This window comes from Pseudomonas sp. R76 (assembly GCF_009834565.1).
In the GTDB taxonomy this organism is placed as follows: Bacteria; Pseudomonadota; Gammaproteobacteria; order Pseudomonadales; family Pseudomonadaceae; genus Aquipseudomonas.
Map to the genome: position 1 here is coordinate 4,299,858 of NZ_CP019428.1, position 16,313 is coordinate 4,316,170.

Sequence of the window (16,313 nt, forward strand, 5' to 3'; positions counted from 1 at the left end):
AAGACTGCCGGGGTTTGCAATCCTGTGTTCTCCGGAGGTTCACGCATGCTCGGGCTGGTAAAGACCGCACTGCAAAAGCCGTACACGTTCATCGTGTTGGCCATATTCATCTGTATCGTCGGGCCGATGGCGGCCCTGAAAACCCCTACGGATGTTTTCCCCGATATCGGCATTCCCGTCGTCGCTGTGGTCTGGCAGTACAACGGCCTGTCACCGGACGCCATGGCCGGTCGGGTGATCTACACCTACGAACGCTCCCTGAGCACCACCGTTAACGACATCGAACACATCGAATCGCAATCGCTGCCCGGCATGGGCATCGTCAAGATCTTCTTCCAGCCCGGCGTGGACATCCGCACCGCCAACGCCCAAGTGACGGCCGTGTCACAAACCGTGCTCAAGCAGATGCCACCGGGCATTACGCCGCCGCTGATCCTCAACTACAGCGCCTCCACGGTGCCGATCCTGCAAATGGCGTTCTCCAGCCCCAGCCTCTCGGAAGCCAAGATCCGCGACCTGGTGCAGAACAATATCCGCCTGCCGTTGAGCGCCCTCCCCGGCCTGGCCATGCCCACGCCAATGGGCGGCAAGCAGCGCCAAATCACCCTCGACCTCGACCCCCAAGCCCTGGCTGCCAAAGGCCTGTCGGCGCAGGACGTGGGCAACGCCCTGGCCCTGCAGAACCAGATCATTCCGGTGGGCACCGCCAAACTCGGCCCCAACGAATACACGATCCTGCTCAACAACAGCCCCAAGGCGATTGATGAACTCAACGACCTGCCGATCAAGACCGTCGACGGCGCGCTGATCACCATCGGCCAAGTGGCTCATGTGCGTGACGGCTCGCCGCCGCAGACCAACATCGTGCGCGTCGACGGCCACCGTGCGGTGCTGATGCCGGCCCTGAAAAACGGCAGCATCTCGACCCTGTCGATCATCGACGGCATCCGCCAGATGCTGCCGCGCATCAACGAAACCCTGCCGCCGTCGCTGAAGACTTCGCTGCTGGGCGACGCCTCGGTGTTCGTCAAGCAATCGGTGGGCAGCGTGGCCCAGGAAGGCATCATCGCCGCACTGCTGACCAGTGCGATGATCCTGCTGTTCCTCGGCAGCTGGCGCTCGACGCTGATCATCGCCGCCTCGATTCCGCTGGCCGTGCTGTCGGCCATCGCACTGCTGGCGGTTACCGGGCAAACCCTCAACGTGATGACCCTCGGCGGGTTGGCGTTGGCGGTGGGGATTCTGGTGGACGACGCCACGGTGACCATCGAAAACATCAACTGGCACCTGGAACAAGGCAAGGCGGTGAAGACCGCGATCCTCGACGGCGCCGCGCAAATCGTCGGCCCGGCGTTCGTCTCGCTGCTGTGCATCTGCATCGTGTTCGTGCCGATGTTCCTGCTGCAAGGCATCGCCGGTTACCTGTTCCGGCCGATGGCGCTGGCGGTGATCTTTGCCATGGCCAGCTCCTTCATTCTTTCGCGGACATTGGTGCCGACATTGGCAATGTTCCTGCTCAAGCCGCACACGCCGGAGCCAGGCGCGGGGCACCACCCGGAAGATGCATTCATCAACCACCATGAAGGTGAACAGCACAAGAAACCGCGCAATGCCGCGCTGCAATCGGTGCTGAATTTCCAGCAGGGTTTCGAACGGCACTTCTCGAACATCCGCGACACCTACCATGGCTTGCTGATCCTCGCGCTGGGCAATCGCAAGCGCTTTATCGTCGGTTTCCTGGCCTGTGTGCTGGCTTCATTCCTGCTGCTGCCAAGCCTGGGCCAGGACTTCTTCCCGGCCACCGACGCCGGCGCCCTCGCCCTTCACGTACGCTTGCCGCTGGGCACGCGGATTGAAGAAAGCGCCGCCGCCTTCGACCGGATTGAAGCGCGGATTCGCGAAGTGATCCCCGCCGAAGAACTCGACACTATCGTCGACAACATCGGCATCCCACTCAGCGGCATCGACATGGCCTATAGCAGCAGCGGCACCATCGGCCCGCAGGATGGCGACATCCAGGTCACGCTGAAAAAGGACCACGCGCCCACTGCCGACTACGTGAAAAAACTGCGTGAAGCCTTGCCGCAAAGTTTCCCCGGCAGTCACTTCGCGTTCCTGCCGGCGGACATCAGCAGCCAGATCTTCAACTTCGGCGCACCGGCCCCCTTGGACGTGAAAATCTCCGGGCGCAGCGATGAAGAAAACCGCGCCTATGCGGTGGAACTGGAGCGGCGCCTGTCGCACATTCCGGGGATTGCCGACCTGCGCATTCAGCAGTCCACCGGCTACCCGTCGCTGCAAGTTAACGTCGACCGCATGCGCGCCAATGGCCTGGGCATTACCGAGCGTGACGTGACTAATAGCATGGTCGCCTCCCTCGCGGGCAGCTCGCAAACTGCGCCGACTTTCTGGCTCAACCCGGCCAACGGCGTGTCGTACTCCATCGTCGCCGCAACCCCGCAATACCGCCTCGACAGCCTGCCATCGCTGGAAGCCTTGCCGGTCACCGGCGCCGATGGGCAGTCCCAAATCCTCGGCGGTGTGGCGAGCATCGAGCGCGTGCAAAGCCCGGCCGTGGTAACCCACTACAACATCGAACCGACCCTGGACCTGTACGCCAACGTGCAAGGCCGTGACCTCGGCGGCGTGGCCCGCGACGTGCAAAAAGTGCTGGATGACACCGCTTCCATGCGCCCCAAAGGCGCGGTGATCAGCCTGCATGGGCAGATCGATGCGCTGCATGAAGCCTTCAGTGGTTTGAGCTTCGGTTTGCTCGGTGCGGTGGTGCTGATCTACCTGCTGATCGTGGTCAACTTCCAGTCCTGGGCCGACCCGTTTGTGATCATCACCGCGTTGCCCGCAGCGTTGGCGGGGATCGTGTGGATGCTGTTCCTCAGCGGCACCTCACTGTCGGTGCCCGCCCTGACCGGGGCCATCCTGTGCATGGGCGTGGCCACGGCCAACTCGATTCTGGTGGTGAGCTTCTGCCGTGAACGCCTGGCCGAACATGGCGACGCGTTGAAGGCCGCGATGGAGGCCGGTTACACGCGTTTCCGCCCGGTGTGCATGACGGCCCTGGCGATGATCATCGGCATGTTGCCGCTGGCGTTGTCCGAAGAGCAGAACTCGCCCCTTGGCCGGGCGGTGATCGGCGGCTTGATCTTCGCCACCATCGCCACCCTGTTGTTTGTACCCGTGGTCTTCAGCCTGGTCCACGGTCGTCACCCTACTCGCGCAGCTGCTGGAGAAACTTCACATGTCGTCTGATCACAAACCCTCGCGCAAGCGTCTGATGCTCATGGGTGTCGGCGGCCTGACACTGGCCGCCCTGTTGGTCGCCAACGGCCTGCACGCCCGCACGATGCACGAACAATCGGTCAGCGCCTGGACCGAAACCGCCGCCATCCCGCAAGTGATGGTGTTCCAACCGAAACAGAACGTGGCCGGCGACACCCTGCGCCTGCCCGCGCACCTGGAGGCGTGGAGCAAGGCGCCGATCCACGCGCGGGTCAGCGGCTACTTGAAGGACTGGAAAGCCGACATCGGCACCCAGGTCAAAGCCGGGCAAGTGCTTGCCGAAATCGACAGCCCCGACCTCGACCAGCAACTGGCGCAAACCCACGCCCGGCTGGTGCAGGAACAGGCCAATGCACGCCTGGCCGAAACCACCGCCACACGCTGGCAAAACCTGTTGGCCAGCCACTCGGTGTCGCGCCAGGAGGCGGATGAAAAAACCTCCAACGCCGCTGCAGCCAAGGCCAACGCCGAAGCTGCCGCCGCCGACTATGCGCGGCTGTCGGCGCTGGAAGGCTACAAGACCATCCGCGCGCCGTTTGCCGGCACCATCACCGCGCGCAACACCGATATCGGCCAGTTGATCAAGGCCGACACCGACAGCGATCCGGAGCTGTTCAACATCGCCGACACCCACCAGTTGCGCCTGTATGTGCCGGTGCCGCAGAACTATGCGGCGGTGATTCACCCAGGTCTCGAAGCCGAGCTGACCGTGCCCGAGCACCCCGGCGAGCACTTCAAGGCGCGCCTGATCGGCGACTCCACCGCCATCGACCGCCGCTCCGGCACGCTGCTGGCGCAGTTCGTCGCCGACAACCCCAACGGTGAATTGCTGCCCGGCGATTACGCCGAAGCCACGCTGCCGATTCCGGCCGACACCCACGGCGTAAGCATCCCGGCCAGCGCGCTGATCTTCCGCGCCCAAGGCACCCAAGTCGCGGTGCTGGATGCGCAGAACCACGTGCACCTGCAAGCCATCCACATCGGCCTCGACCTCGGCGAGCGCCTGGTCATCGACCAGGGCTTGAAACCCGCCGATCGCGTGGTCGACAACCCGCCCGACGCCCTGCGCGAAGGCGACCCCGTGCAACTGGCCGACGCCGGAGGTGCGCATGCGCCCAAGGCTTAAACCCCTGGCGGCGTTGATGCTGCTGCTATTGCAGGGCTGCTCGATGGCGCCGACCTACAAGGTGCCATCGGTTGACCTGCCCGCCGGCTACCGCGAACAGACCAGCGACGGCCCGTGGCACAGCGCGCAGCCGTCCGACCCATTGGCGCCCGACTGGTGGAAGCTCTACAACGATTCGCGCCTGACCGACCTGCAACAGCAACTGCTCAAGGCCAACCCGGACCTGGCGGCGGCACTGGCGCACTTCGATGCGTCCCAGGCGTATGCCAGCCAACTGCACGCCGGGTTGTTCCCGCAGATCACCGCCAGTGCGCAGCCGCTGCGCCAGCGGCAGTCGGACTCGCGACCACTGCGCGGCGACACACAGCCGTCGGTGTACAACAGCAATACCGCGGGTTTCTCGCTGAGCTACGACCTGGACCTGTGGGGCAAAATCCGCAACCAGGTCGCGGCCGGTGATGCCCAGGCGCAGGCTTCCGGCGATGATTTGGCGGTCGCGCGCCTGAGCCTGCAACACCAGTTGGCGACGCTGTATGTGCAGCTCAACGGGCTGGATGCACAGAGCCGGATTCTGAACAGCTCACTGGATGATTTCAGCCAGGCATTGCAACTGACCCGCAGCCGTTACGAAGGCCAGATCGCTTCAGAACTGGACCTGACTCGCGCGCAAAACCAGCTGGCCGAAGCCAAGGCGCAACTGGATGAATTGCGCGGGCAGCGCAACCTGACCGAGCATGCGATTGGCGAATTGGTGGGCGTGGCAGCCAGCAACTTTACGTTGCCGCCAAGCCAGCAATTGATTGCGCTACCGGCGATTCCATCGCAGCTGCCGAGCCACCTGCTGCAACGTCGCCCGGACATTGCAGCGGCGGAACGGCGGGTGTTCGCCGCCAATGCGAATATCGGTGTGGCGAAAGCGGCGTGGTATCCGGACTTCAGCTTGACCGGATTACTCGGCGGGCAGACGCAAGGAGTTGGCAACCTGCTGTCCGCCGGCAATCGGTACTGGGCGCTGGGGCCATTGGTGAATTTGCCGATCTTTGACGGCGGGCGTTTGAGTGCCAATGAACGCCAGGCCAAAGCCGAGTTTGAAGAAGCCTCGGCGCAGTACCGCAGCCATGTGCTCAAAGCCGTCCGTGAGGTGGAAGACAACCTCGCGCAGCTCAGGGATTTGCAACAGGAAGCGCAGGACGAACAGGCGGCGGCGGATGCGGCGCAGCACACGCAATCGCTGGCGATGAACAGCTATCAGGCCGGGGCCGTAAGTTACCTGGATGTGGTGACGGCGCAGACAGCAGCGTTGCAGGCACAAAGGACATTGCAGGCGGTGCAGACGCGGCAGTTGCAGGCGAGCGTGGGGCTGGTGACAGCGCTCGGCGGCGGCTGGCAACCCGGCGCCTGACCTGATCGTTCCCACGTTCCGCGTGGGAATGCATCCTGTGACGCTCTGCGTCACCACCTCAAGGCAGACGCGGAGCGTCTGGGGCGGCATTCCCACGCAGAGCATGGGAACGATCGTCAGGCAATGATCGTCAGGCAGCCAGTTTTCCGCTGGCGATTGCAGCGGATGCCGCCACCATCGCCCGCAACAACACCGCACAGCCCGCCGCCAAATCATCCGGGGCGGCATTCTCGATTTCGTTATGGCTGATACCGCCTTCACACGGCACAAAGATCATCCCGGCCGGGCCGAGTTCGGCGACGAAGATCGCGTCATGCCCTGCTCCGCTGACGATGTCCATGTTCGACAGGCCCAACCCATTCGCCGCATCGCGCACGGCGTCCACACAGCCTTTGTCGAAATACAGCGGCGGGAAGTCCGCAGTGGGCTCCATTTCAAAACTCAAGCCGTGCTTGGCACAGGTCTCATCGATCACTTTACGCACCTGGGCAATCATCGAATCCAGGCGTACCGGTTCCAGGTGACGGAAGTCCAGGGTCATGCGCACTTCGCCGGGGATGACGTTGCGCGAGCCGGGATAGGCTTGCAGGCAACCCACCGTGCCGCACGCGTGCGGCTGATGCCCCAACGCCGCCGCATTCACCGCCGCCACCACGGCGGCCGCGCCTACCAACGCATCCTTGCGCAAATGCATCGGCGTCGGCCCCGCATGCGCCTCGACACCGCGCAATTTCAGATCGAACCACTTCTGCCCAAGGGCGCCCAGCACCACGCCGATGGTTTTTTTCTCATCCTCAAGAATCGGCCCTTGTTCGATATGCGCTTCGAAATAGGCGCCCACCTTGTGGCCGCTGACAGGTCGTGTGCCGGCATAGCCAATCGCATTCAACGCATCGCCCACGCTGACGCCGTCCACATCGACCTTGGCCAAGGTATCCGCCAGGGTGAATTTTTCGGCAAACACGCCCGAGCCCATCATGCACGGCGGGAAACGCGAGCCTTCTTCGTTGGTCCACACCACCACTTCCAGCGGCGCTTCGGTTTCGATCTTGAGGTCGTTGAGCGTGCGCAGCACTTCCACACCCGCCAGCACGCCGAAGCAGCCGTCGAACTTGCCGCCGGTGGGCTGGGTGTCGATATGGCTGCCGGTCATCACCGGGGGCAGGTTGGGATTGCGCCCTGGGCGCCGCGCGAAGATGTTGCCGATGCCGTCGATGGTCACGGTGCAACCGGCGTCTTCGCACCATTTGACGAACAGGTCGCGGGCCTTGCGGTCGAGGTCGGTGAGGGCCAGGCGGCAAACGCCACCTTTTGGCGTGGCGCCGAGTTTGGCCAGGTCCATCAGGGACTGCCACAGGCGGTCGCGGTTGATGTGCTGATGGGTCGATTGCAGAACGTCGATGGCAGCGTTCATGGGGATCTCCTCAGGCTACTGTTCTTATGAATTGACTCGCTCAAATGGGGGAGCCGGTTTGTGTGGGAGCTGGCTTGCCTGCGATCCAGGCGACTCGGTATTCCTGCAGTACCGAGGTGCTGCAATCGCAGGCAAGCCAGCTCCCACATTGACCGCTTTTACAAAGGTGATTTAGCGGTGACTGGGCTGATGCCACGTTTGGCATTCAACCCGTAATACAACACCCCACCCAACGCCGAACCGGTGAACCAGCCATAGCTGTAGAACCAACTGAACGCATCGCTGCCCAGCGACAGCAAGGTCAGCACCACCGGCACGCCGAACGCGATAAACCCGCTCCAGTTCCATGCCGGGTACACGTCATCGCGGTACAGGCCGGCCAGGTCGAGCTGCTGTTTACGGGTGATGAAGTAGTCCACCACCATGATCCCGGCGATCGGCCCCAGCAGGCTGGAGTAGCCCAGCAACCAGTTCGAATACACGGTTTCCAGGCTCACGTCCGAGACGATCAGCCCGAGTTTTTTCAGCAGTTCATGCCCCATCAATGCCAACCCCACCAGCCCGGTGAGTATCACCGCCGTGGTGCGGTTGATCAGCTTGGGCGCGATGTTCTGGAAGTCGTTGGTGGGCGAGACAATGTTCGCCGCGGTGTTGGTGGACAAAGTGGCGACGATGATCAGCGCCATGGCGACGGCCACCCACACCGGGCTCTGGATATGCCCGATCAAGCTCACTGGGTCGGAGACGCTGACGCCCACCAGTTTCACCGACGCAGCAGTCATGATTACGCCAAGGGCGGCGAACAGGAACATGGTCAGCGGCAGGCCGAAAATCTGCCCGAGGATCTGGTCCTTCTGGCTTTTGGCGTAGCGGCTGAAGTCGGGAATATTCAGCGACAAGGTCGCCCAGAAACCCACCATCGCGGTGAGGCCCGCCATGAAGTAACCGGTGAGGCTCGCGCCTTCGGGGCGTTTGGGTGGAATCGCCATCAACTCGCTGAGCGACACATTCGGCATCGCCCACACCAGCAGGCCAATGCCCACCGCCACCAGCAGCGGCGCAGACAGGGTTTCCAGGCGTTTGATCGACTCGGCGCCGCGCAACACCACCCACAAGTTCAGGCACCAGAAGATCATGAAGCCGATCACTTCGCCGGTGCCGCCGAGGGATTTCCAGCCGTCGAAAATCGAGCCCAGAAACAGGTGAATCGCCAGCCAGCCGAACATCGTTTGAATGCCAAACCACCCGCACGCCACCAGCGCGCGAATCAGGCAGGGCACGTTGGAACCGAGAATGCCGAAGGACGGACGCAACAGCACCGGAAACGGAATGCCGTACTTGGTGCCGGGAAAGGCGTTAAGTGTCAGCGGGATCAGCACCACGATATTGGCCAGCAGAATCGCCATCAGCGCCTCGCCCACCGACAAGCCGAAGTACGCGGTGAGCACCCCGCCCAGCGTGTAGGTGGGCACGCAGATCGACATGCCGACCCACAGCGCGGTGATGTGCCACTTGTTCCAGGTGCGTTCGTGCACCTTGGTGGGGGCCATGTCGTGGTTATAGCGAGGGCTGTCGAGGACGTCGGGGCCGGCGTCGAGTTCGTACAGGCCGTTGCGTTCGATGACTTGCGATCTGTTCTGTTGCATGGCCGCTCCACGGTTTTTTTGAATTATTGTTGCTCACCCAACGCTTGGCGCAGGGTGGCCGGAGTACCTCGTAAACAACATGACATCACGGGCCCGGCCAGCCGCCACTGCACTCAATAACCGTGCCGACCACCCGACTTTAACCCGCACCGCTTAACTAACGTGCTGATGTTAATCAGCTTTCCGATTGTGCCTACAGTACTTGTCGCCTTACTCAGGCTAAATAACGCGCAAGTTCCCGAAGCCTCAGGACTCAATCTGGTGCAACACAATTATTTTTATTTACCGGCCCCGTCAAGAGGCATGTCTCAAGCGTCTGATTTGCAATAAGAAATGTTGCTCAAATCAAGAACCTGTCAAGTGCGTCAAAATGGTGAGAGGTCGCTACATTTTGGTGATTAACAGTTTTTTTCGTTTAAAATCATCTAGTTAAAATAGCTACAAGCATAAGAAAAATCTTCTTGCTCAATCTAAAAACTCGGGCTAGTTTCTATTCCTGTCACCGATGACAGGATTTAACCGACCATCGGCAAGCCGCATTACAACACTTAGAACTGGCACAAGCCGGTCAAGCCTGTGAGGAACTCGACATGTCGCTGTTGATCCGTGGCGCCACCGTTATTACCCATGATGAAAGTTACCGCGCCGATGTGTTATGCGCAGGCGGTCTAATTCGCGCGATTGGCGCGAATCTGGATATTCCCGCCGGCACTCAAATACTCGATGGCAGCGGCCAGTACTTGATGCCCGGCGGCATCGATCCGCACACCCATATGCAATTGCCCTTCATGGGCACCGTGGCCAGCGAAGACTTTTTCAGCGGCACGGCGGCGGGTCTGGCGGGCGGCACCACCTCGATCATCGACTTTGTGATTCCCAACCCGCAGCAGTCCTTGATGGAAGCCTTTCACCAGTGGCGCGGCTGGGCGGAAAAATCCGCTTCCGACTACGGCTTTCACGTGGCGATCACCTGGTGGAGCGAGCAGGTGCGCGAGGAAATGGCCGAGCTGGTCAGCCATCATGGCATCAACAGTTTCAAGCATTTCATGGCCTACAAGAACGCGATCATGGCCGCCGATGACACCCTGGTCGCGAGCTTCGAACGCTGCCTGGAACTGGGCGCAGTGCCCACCGTGCACGCGGAAAACGGCGAGCTGGTGTATCACCTGCAACGCAAGCTGATGGCCCAAGGCATCACCGGGCCGGAAGCGCACCCGCTGTCGCGCCCTTCCCAGGTCGAAGGCGAAGCGGCCAGCCGGGCGATTCGAATCGCCGAGACCATCGGCACGCCGCTGTACCTGGTACACGTGTCCACCCAGGAAGCGCTGGATGAAATCACCTACGCCCGTGGCAAGGGCCAGCCGGTGTACGGCGAAGTGCTCGCCGGCCACTTGCTGCTCGACGACAGCGTCTACCAACACCCCGACTGGCAAACCGCTGCCGGCTACGTGATGAGCCCGCCGTTCCGCCCGCGCGGGCATCAGGAAGCGCTGTGGCACGGCCTGCAATCGGGCAACCTGCACACCACCGCCACCGACCATTGCTGTTTCTGCGCCGAGCAAAAAGCCGCTGGCCGTGACGATTTCAGCAAGATCCCCAACGGCACTGCCGGCATCGAAGACCGCATGGCGCTGCTGTGGGACGAAGGCGTAAACACCGGGCGCCTGTCGATGCAGGAATTCGTCGCGCTGACCTCCACCAACACCGCGAAGATCTTCAACCTCTACCCGCGCAAAGGTGCGATTCGAGTCGGCGCCGATGCGGACTTGGTGCTGTGGGACCCTGCGGGCACGCGGACGATCTCGGCCAAGACCCACCATCAAAAAGTCGACTTCAACATCTTCGAAGGCAAGACCGTGCGCGGCGTGCCGAGCCACACCATCAGCCAGGGCAAGCTGGTCTGGGCCGATGGCGACCTGCGCGCCGAACGCGGTGCCGGGCGGTATGTGGAACGGCCGGCGTACCCGGCGGTGTTTGAGCAGTTGAGCAAGCGGGCGGAGCATTCCAGGCCCACTGCTGTAAAGCGCTGAACATACAGCGCACATGATCGTTCCCACGCTCTGCGTGGGAATGCAGCCAGGGTCGCTCTGCGCCCCAAAAGCGGACGCAGAGCGTCCAGTGAGGCATTCCCACGCAGAGCGTGGGAACGATCGCAAATGCCCGCTAGAGGCAACCCAAAAAAACCGTGAGGCCTACACCGTGATCCAGACCCTGAACCACCTCCCCCATCCCCATGAAGATGGGCCGACCCTCGCCAGCCACTTCACCGACCTGGCGCCGCCACTCAACGCCCGCCAGGCACAGCTGGAAGCCTCGCGCTGCCTGTATTGCTACGATGCGCCGTGCGTGAATGCATGCCCCAGCGAAATCGACATCCCGTCGTTCATCCGCAATATCCACACCGACAACGTGCAAGGCGCGGCGCAAAAGATCCTCTCGGCGAACATCCTCGGCGGCAGCTGCGCGCGGGTTTGCCCTACGGAGATTCTGTGCCAGCAAGCCTGCGTGCGTAACAACGCCGAAGAATGCGCGCCGGTACTGATCGGCCTGTTGCAACGCTACGCCATCGACAACGCGCACTTCAGCGAACACCCGTTCCAGCGCGCCGCGCCCACCGGCAAGCGCATTGCCGTGGTCGGCGCCGGGCCTGCCGGCTTGGCGTGCGCCCACCGCGCCGCCTTGCACGGTCATGACGTGGTGATTTTCGAAGCGCGGGAAAAGGCCGGCGGCCTGAATGAATACGGAATCGCCAAGTACAAACTGGTGGATGACTTTGCCCAGAAGGAACTGGATTTTCTCCTGCAGATTGGCGGCATCAAGATCCGCCACGGCCAGCGCCTGGGCGACAACCTGACCTTGAGCGAACTGCACCAGCAGTTCGATTCGGTGTTCCTCGGCCTCGGCCTTGCCGCCAGCAAACAGCTCGGCCTGCCGCACGAGGACGCCCCCGGTTTGCTCGCCGCCACCGACTACATCCGTGAACTACGCCAGGCCGACGACCTCACTCAACTGCCCTTGGCCGACCGCTGCATCGTGCTCGGCGCCGGCAACACCGCCATCGACATGGCCGTGCAAATGGCTCGGCTTGGCGCCCGTGATGTGAACCTTGTGTACCGCCGTGGCCTCGCCGACATGGGCGCCACTGGGCATGAACAGGAGATTGCCAAGGCCAATCAGGTGCGCCTGCTGACCTGGGCTCAACCTGAAGAAGTGCTGCTGGATGACCAGGGCCGTGTGCGCGGCATGCGTTTCGCCCGCACGCGCATGGAAAACGGTCGCCTGCACCCTACCGGCGAAACCTTCGAACTGGCCGCCGATGCGATCTTCAAGGCCATCGGCCAAGGTTTCGATAACGCAGCGCTGCACGACCCGTTGGCGCAACAACTGCACCGCGTGGGCGAACGCATCTTCGTCGACGAACACCTGCAAACCAGCATTCCAGGCGTCTACGCCGGGGGCGATTGCGTCAGCCTCGGCCAGGACCTCACCGTGCAGGCGGTGCAACACGGCAAGCTGGCCGCCGAAGCCATGCACGCCCAACTCATGCTGAATGTGGAGGCTGCGTAATGGCCGATCTCTCGATTGTATTCGCCGGTATCAAAGCCCCCAACCCGTTCTGGCTGGCCTCCGCGCCGCCCACCGACAAGGCTTACAACGTGGTCCGCGCCTTCGAAGCCGGTTGGGGCGGCGTGGTCTGGAAAACCCTCGGTGAAGACCCGGCGGCGGTCAACGTGTCGTCGCGTTATTCCGCGCACTTTGGCGCCAACCGTGAAGTGCTGGGCATCAACAATATCGAGTTGATCACCGACCGCTCGCTGGAGATCAACCTGCGCGAAATCACCCAGGTGAAAAAGGATTGGCCCGACCGCGCGCTGATCGTGTCACTGATGGTGCCGTGCGTAGAAGAGTCGTGGAAAAACATCCTGCCGCTGGTGGAAGCCACCGGCTGCGACGGCATCGAACTGAACTTCGGCTGCCCTCACGGCATGCCGGAACGCGGCATGGGCGCGGCCGTCGGCCAGGTGCCGGAATATGTCGAGCAGGTGACGCGCTGGTGCAAGACGTACTGCTCGCTGCCGGTGATCGTCAAGCTCACACCGAATATCACCGACATCCGTGTGGCGGCGCGTGCGGCGTATCGCGGCGGCGCGGACGCGGTGTCGTTGATCAACACCATCAACTCCATTACCAGCGTGGACCTGGAGCGCATGGTCGCCCTGCCGGTGGTCGGCACCCAAAGCACCCATGGCGGTTATTGCGGCTCGGCGGTGAAGCCTATTGCCTTGAACATGGTTGCGGAAATCGCCCGCGACCCGCAGACCCAAGGCTTGCCGATCTGCGGGATTGGCGGCATCGGCAACTGGCGCGACGCAGCGGAATTCGTCGCCCTGGGCTGCGGCGCAGTGCAAGTGTGTACGGCGGCGATGCTGCATGGGTTTCGCATTGTGGAAGAAATGAAGGATGGACTGTCGCGCTGGATGGACAGCCAAGGCTACAAAAGCCTGCAGGAATTTTCCGGGCGCGCGGTGGGCAATACCACCGATTGGAAGTACCTGGATATCAATTATCAGGTGATCGCCAAGATCGACCAGGCGGCCTGTATTGGTTGCGGGCGTTGCCATATTGCCTGTGAAGACACTTCGCACCAGGCGATCGCGAGCTTGAAGCAGGCGGATGGCACGCATAAATACGAGGTGATTGATGATGAGTGCGTGGGCTGCAATTTATGCCAGATCACCTGCCCAGTGGCCGATTGCATTGAGATGGTGCCGATGGACACGGGCAAGCCGTTTTTGAATTGGACGCAGGATCCGAGGAATCCGTATCGGGAGGCGGTGTAGCGCTTGATTGATCGTTCCCACGCTCCGCGTGGGAATGCAGCCAGGGACGCTCCGCGTCCCAAGAGCGGACGCAGAGCGTCCAGTGAGGCATTCCCACGCGGAGCGTAGGAACGATCATTACGGCTCCAAGCCAATCCCGCGCAAAATCACCCCCGTCACCGTCTGAATCGCCTTCTCAAACTGCATGTCCGACAACGGCTGGTGGTCATTCAAAATCTTCACCTGGTGGTCAAAGTCCGCATAGTGCTGGGTCGAGGCCCAGATCATATACAGCAGGCTCGACGGCTCCACCGGCAGGATGCGTTTGTCCTCCACCCACTGGCGAATTTTCGCTTCCTTCATCTTGGCCCAGTCGTACAGGCTTTCATCCAGCGCCTCACCGAGTGTCGGCGCGCCGTGGATGATTTCATTGGCCCAGACTTTCGAGCCATACGGCCGCGTGCGCGAGCGCTGCATCTTGGCGCGGATGTAGCTGCTGAGCACCACCCGTGGGTCATCGAAGGTTTCAAAGCTCAGGGCGTCCTGCTTCCACACTTCCAGCAAATCGAACAGCACCGCGCTGTAAAGCTCGCTTTTGGTGGTGAAGTAGTAATGCAGGTTGGAGCGCGGCAGTTGCACTTCTTCAGCGATGTCGGCCATGGCGGTGCTGCCATAGCCTTTTTCAGCGAAGATTTTCTCCGCCGCCAGCAGGATCTTTTCGACGTTGACCCGACGAATTCCGATTTTGTGATTGCCCATAAGGGCTCCCTGACAACAACATGGCCTCAAGACTACCATCGGCTCTAGATCGCGGCGACAGGGCATAATGAAACTTCTTACGCGAACCTTTCCCCTGCAAAACGGATTGGTTAGGATCGCGATCCCCATGAAGGATCATTGCCATGACTATCCGACCTCGCGTGGCCGCCGACGACCCAGTGCTGGGAGCACTGTGGGAGCGTTCGGTGCGGGCCACCCATGACTTCCTCCCCGAGGATGACATCCAGCGCCTGCTGCCCCTGGTGCGTGACGCCTACCTGCCGATGCCTGCACTGGATGTCTGGGTGTTCGAAGACCGCCAAGGCATCGCCGGGTTTATCGGCACCGGCGGGCACAACGTGGAAATGCTGTTTATCGACCCCGACCGCCGTGGCCAGGGCATTGGCCGCCAATTGCTCGACCACGCCCGCGCCCGCCACGACACCCTGACGGTGGATGTGAACGAGCAAAACCCGCAAGCCGTGGGCTTCTACCTGCACTATGGTTTTATCCAGGTCGCGCGCTCGCCGCTGGATGGCGAAGGCAAACCCTTTCCCTTGTTGCACATGGCTTTACCGACTCTCTAAACCTGAAGGTATTGAACAATGTTGATCAAGAAAACCCTGACCACCGTCGCCCTGCTGGCGTCCCTGCTCGGCGCCTCGGCGGCGTTTGCCCATGCCCACCTTAAAAGCTCGACGCCTGCGGCTGACAGCACGGTCGCCGCGCCTGCTGACCTGCGCCTGACCTTCAGCGAAGGCGTCGAAGCCACCTTCACCAAGGTGTCACTGAGCAAAGACGGCACCGAAGTCGCGATCAAAGGCCTGGAAACCCCGGACGCCGACAAGAAAACCCTGGTCGTCACGCCCGCCGCACCGCTGGCAGCCGGCACCTACAAAGTGGTGTGGAACGCGGTGTCGGTCGACACCCACAAGAGCAACGGTGAATACAGCTTCAAGGTCGGCCAATAACCCATGGCGACCCTGCTGGTGCTGTGCCGCTTCCTGCATTTCATCGTCGTGTTGTTGATGTTCGGGGCCTGTGCGTTCAGGCCCTGGCTGCTCGGCGCTGAACCGCAGCCGGCGCTGGACCGGCACCTGCAACGTATCACCCGTGTACTGGCCTGGCTGGGGTTGGTCTCCGGCGTGGCGTGGCTGTTGTTGATCACCGCCAGCATGGCCGGCAGTTGGGCGGCGGCCCTGCAACCGGCCACCGTGCAGTTGGTGCTGAGCAAAACCTTCTTTGGCCAGGTGTGGGTCTGGCACCTGTTGCTGAACCTGCTGCTGGTGATCGTACTGATCAAACCCTGGCCCGCACTGCGCCTGCCGTTGACTGCGCTGCTGTTGGCGACGCTCGCACCGGTCGGCCACGGCGCCATGCTCAATGGGCTGAGCGGGCAATTGCTGATCCTCAACCAGGTGGTGCACTTGGTCTGTGTCGGTGCCTGGCTCGGCGGGTTGCTGTTGCTGGTGTTGATCCTCAGGCAGCCGCAACGGTTTGAGCTGGAGCCCATCCTCCGGCGCTTCAGCGGCGTGGGGTACGGGCTGGTCGCCGGTTTGCTGGTGACCGGTTTGATCAATGTGCGCGTGCTGACCGGGCAGCTGTGGCCTACGCCGCTGTTCAACGGCTTTGCGCTGATTCTGTTGATCAAGGTGCTGCTGGTGCTGGGCATGTTGGCCCTGGCGCTGCTGAACCGACTGCGCATTGAGCACTGTGAAGAGCGCTTGGGCAGTTTAAAGGCCAGCGTGATGCTGGAATGGGTATTGGGTGTGGCGGCGGTGGCGGCGGTTTCCCTGCTGGGCACCCTGCCGCCGATGGTCATGGCCAACTGAAAATCAGCTTTGAAATG

At 62.0% G+C, this 16,313-nt stretch carries 12 protein-coding genes; 9 read left to right on the forward strand and 3 right to left on the reverse strand.

What is annotated here, in order from left to right; translation table 11 throughout:
• The first annotated feature begins 45 nt into the window (after positions 1–45).
• From PspR76_RS19190 to PspR76_RS19200, 3 genes are read left to right on the forward strand one after another with little or no spacing between them, the layout of a single operon-like run.
• Positions 46–3,267 carry an efflux RND transporter permease subunit gene (locus PspR76_RS19190; RefSeq protein ID WP_159957794.1) on the forward strand — a complete coding sequence of 1,074 codons (3,222 nt, stop codon included), beginning with the start codon at positions 46–48 and terminating at the stop codon, positions 3,265–3,267.
• Complete coding sequence (locus tag PspR76_RS19195; protein ID WP_159957796.1) at positions 3,257–4,423, forward strand: efflux RND transporter periplasmic adaptor subunit; 1,167 nt, start codon at positions 3,257–3,259, stop codon at positions 4,421–4,423. Before PspR76_RS19190 ends, PspR76_RS19195 begins: the two co-directional genes overlap by 11 nt.
• Positions 4,407–5,825: an efflux transporter outer membrane subunit gene (locus PspR76_RS19200; protein ID WP_159957798.1), complete on the forward strand. Its 1,419-nt coding sequence runs from the start codon at positions 4,407–4,409 to the stop codon at positions 5,823–5,825. The genes PspR76_RS19195 and PspR76_RS19200 overlap by 17 nt, the downstream gene beginning before the upstream one ends.
• A gap of 130 nt (positions 5,826–5,955) precedes the next feature.
• Here PspR76_RS19200 and PspR76_RS19205 read toward each other — a convergent pair whose 3' ends face one another.
• Positions 5,956–7,239: a Zn-dependent hydrolase gene (locus tag PspR76_RS19205; protein ID WP_159957800.1), complete on the reverse strand. Its 1,284-nt coding sequence runs from the start codon at positions 7,237–7,239 to the stop codon at positions 5,956–5,958.
• Between the two features lie 158 nt (positions 7,240–7,397).
• Positions 7,398–8,885: an NCS1 family nucleobase:cation symporter-1 gene (locus tag PspR76_RS19210; RefSeq protein WP_159957802.1), complete on the reverse strand. Its 1,488-nt coding sequence runs from the start codon at positions 8,883–8,885 to the stop codon at positions 7,398–7,400.
• A 590-nt stretch (positions 8,886–9,475) separates the two neighbouring features.
• On the opposite strand from PspR76_RS19210, the gene hydA reads away from it, so the two are divergent.
• From hydA to preA, 3 genes are all read left to right on the forward strand, one after another.
• Complete coding sequence (gene hydA, locus PspR76_RS19215) at positions 9,476–10,915, forward strand: dihydropyrimidinase (RefSeq protein ID WP_159957804.1); 1,440 nt, start codon at positions 9,476–9,478, stop codon at positions 10,913–10,915.
• A 169-nt stretch (positions 10,916–11,084) separates the two neighbouring features.
• The gene (locus PspR76_RS19220; protein ID WP_159957806.1) at positions 11,085–12,452 is read left to right on the forward strand and encodes an NAD(P)-dependent oxidoreductase; all 1,368 of its coding nucleotides are present in this window, start codon (positions 11,085–11,087) and stop codon (positions 12,450–12,452) included.
• Complete coding sequence (preA, locus tag PspR76_RS19225) at positions 12,452–13,726, forward strand: NAD-dependent dihydropyrimidine dehydrogenase subunit PreA (RefSeq protein WP_159957808.1); 1,275 nt, start codon at positions 12,452–12,454, stop codon at positions 13,724–13,726. Before PspR76_RS19220 ends, preA begins: the two co-directional genes overlap by 1 nt.
• 117 nt (positions 13,727–13,843) lie before the next feature.
• On the opposite strand, the gene PspR76_RS19230 is transcribed toward preA, so the two are convergent.
• Positions 13,844–14,464, reverse strand: coding sequence for a TetR/AcrR family transcriptional regulator (locus PspR76_RS19230; protein WP_049709047.1), 621 nt, complete (start codon positions 14,462–14,464; stop codon positions 13,844–13,846).
• 143 nt (positions 14,465–14,607) lie between these two features.
• Here PspR76_RS19230 and PspR76_RS19235 point away from each other — a divergent pair, with 143 nt between their 5' ends.
• The 3 genes from PspR76_RS19235 to copD are packed head-to-tail and all read left to right on the forward strand — an operon-like array spanning position 14,608 to position 16,296.
• Positions 14,608–15,051 (forward strand): GNAT family N-acetyltransferase, encoded by a 444-nt coding sequence (locus PspR76_RS19235; RefSeq protein ID WP_159957810.1) that lies wholly within the window; start codon positions 14,608–14,610, stop codon positions 15,049–15,051.
• A gap of 18 nt (positions 15,052–15,069) precedes the next feature.
• Positions 15,070–15,435, forward strand: coding sequence for a copper homeostasis periplasmic binding protein CopC (copC, locus tag PspR76_RS19240; protein ID WP_159957812.1), 366 nt, complete (start codon positions 15,070–15,072; stop codon positions 15,433–15,435).
• A gap of 3 nt (positions 15,436–15,438) precedes the next feature.
• On the forward strand, positions 15,439–16,296 hold the full coding sequence (gene copD, locus PspR76_RS19245; protein WP_159957814.1) for a copper homeostasis membrane protein CopD: 858 nt from the start codon (positions 15,439–15,441) through the stop codon (positions 16,294–16,296).
• Positions 16,297–16,313 lie beyond the last annotated feature (17 nt).

Bases quoted from the DNA above. Each gene is read 5' to 3' on its own strand.
- copD (WP_159957814.1), top strand. From the start codon at position 15,439: ATGGCGACCCTGCTGGTGCTGTGCCGCTTCCTGCATTTCATCGTCGTG.
- PspR76_RS19195 (WP_159957796.1), top strand. From the start codon at position 3,257: ATGTCGTCTGATCACAAACCCTCGCGCAAGCGTCTGATGCTCATGGGT.
- preA (WP_159957808.1), top strand. From the start codon at position 12,452: ATGGCCGATCTCTCGATTGTATTCGCCGGTATCAAAGCCCCCAACCCG.
- PspR76_RS19200 (WP_159957798.1), top strand. From the start codon at position 4,407: ATGCGCCCAAGGCTTAAACCCCTGGCGGCGTTGATGCTGCTGCTATTG.
- copC (WP_159957812.1), top strand. From the start codon at position 15,070: ATGTTGATCAAGAAAACCCTGACCACCGTCGCCCTGCTGGCGTCCCTG.
- hydA (WP_159957804.1), top strand. From the start codon at position 9,476: ATGTCGCTGTTGATCCGTGGCGCCACCGTTATTACCCATGATGAAAGT.
- PspR76_RS19210 (WP_159957802.1), bottom strand. From the start codon at position 8,885: ATGCAACAGAACAGATCGCAAGTCATCGAACGCAACGGCCTGTACGAA.
- PspR76_RS19235 (WP_159957810.1), top strand. From the start codon at position 14,608: ATGACTATCCGACCTCGCGTGGCCGCCGACGACCCAGTGCTGGGAGCA.
- PspR76_RS19230 (WP_049709047.1), bottom strand. From the start codon at position 14,464: ATGGGCAATCACAAAATCGGAATTCGTCGGGTCAACGTCGAAAAGATC.
- PspR76_RS19205 (WP_159957800.1), bottom strand. From the start codon at position 7,239: ATGAACGCTGCCATCGACGTTCTGCAATCGACCCATCAGCACATCAAC.
- PspR76_RS19190 (WP_159957794.1), top strand. From the start codon at position 46: ATGCTCGGGCTGGTAAAGACCGCACTGCAAAAGCCGTACACGTTCATC.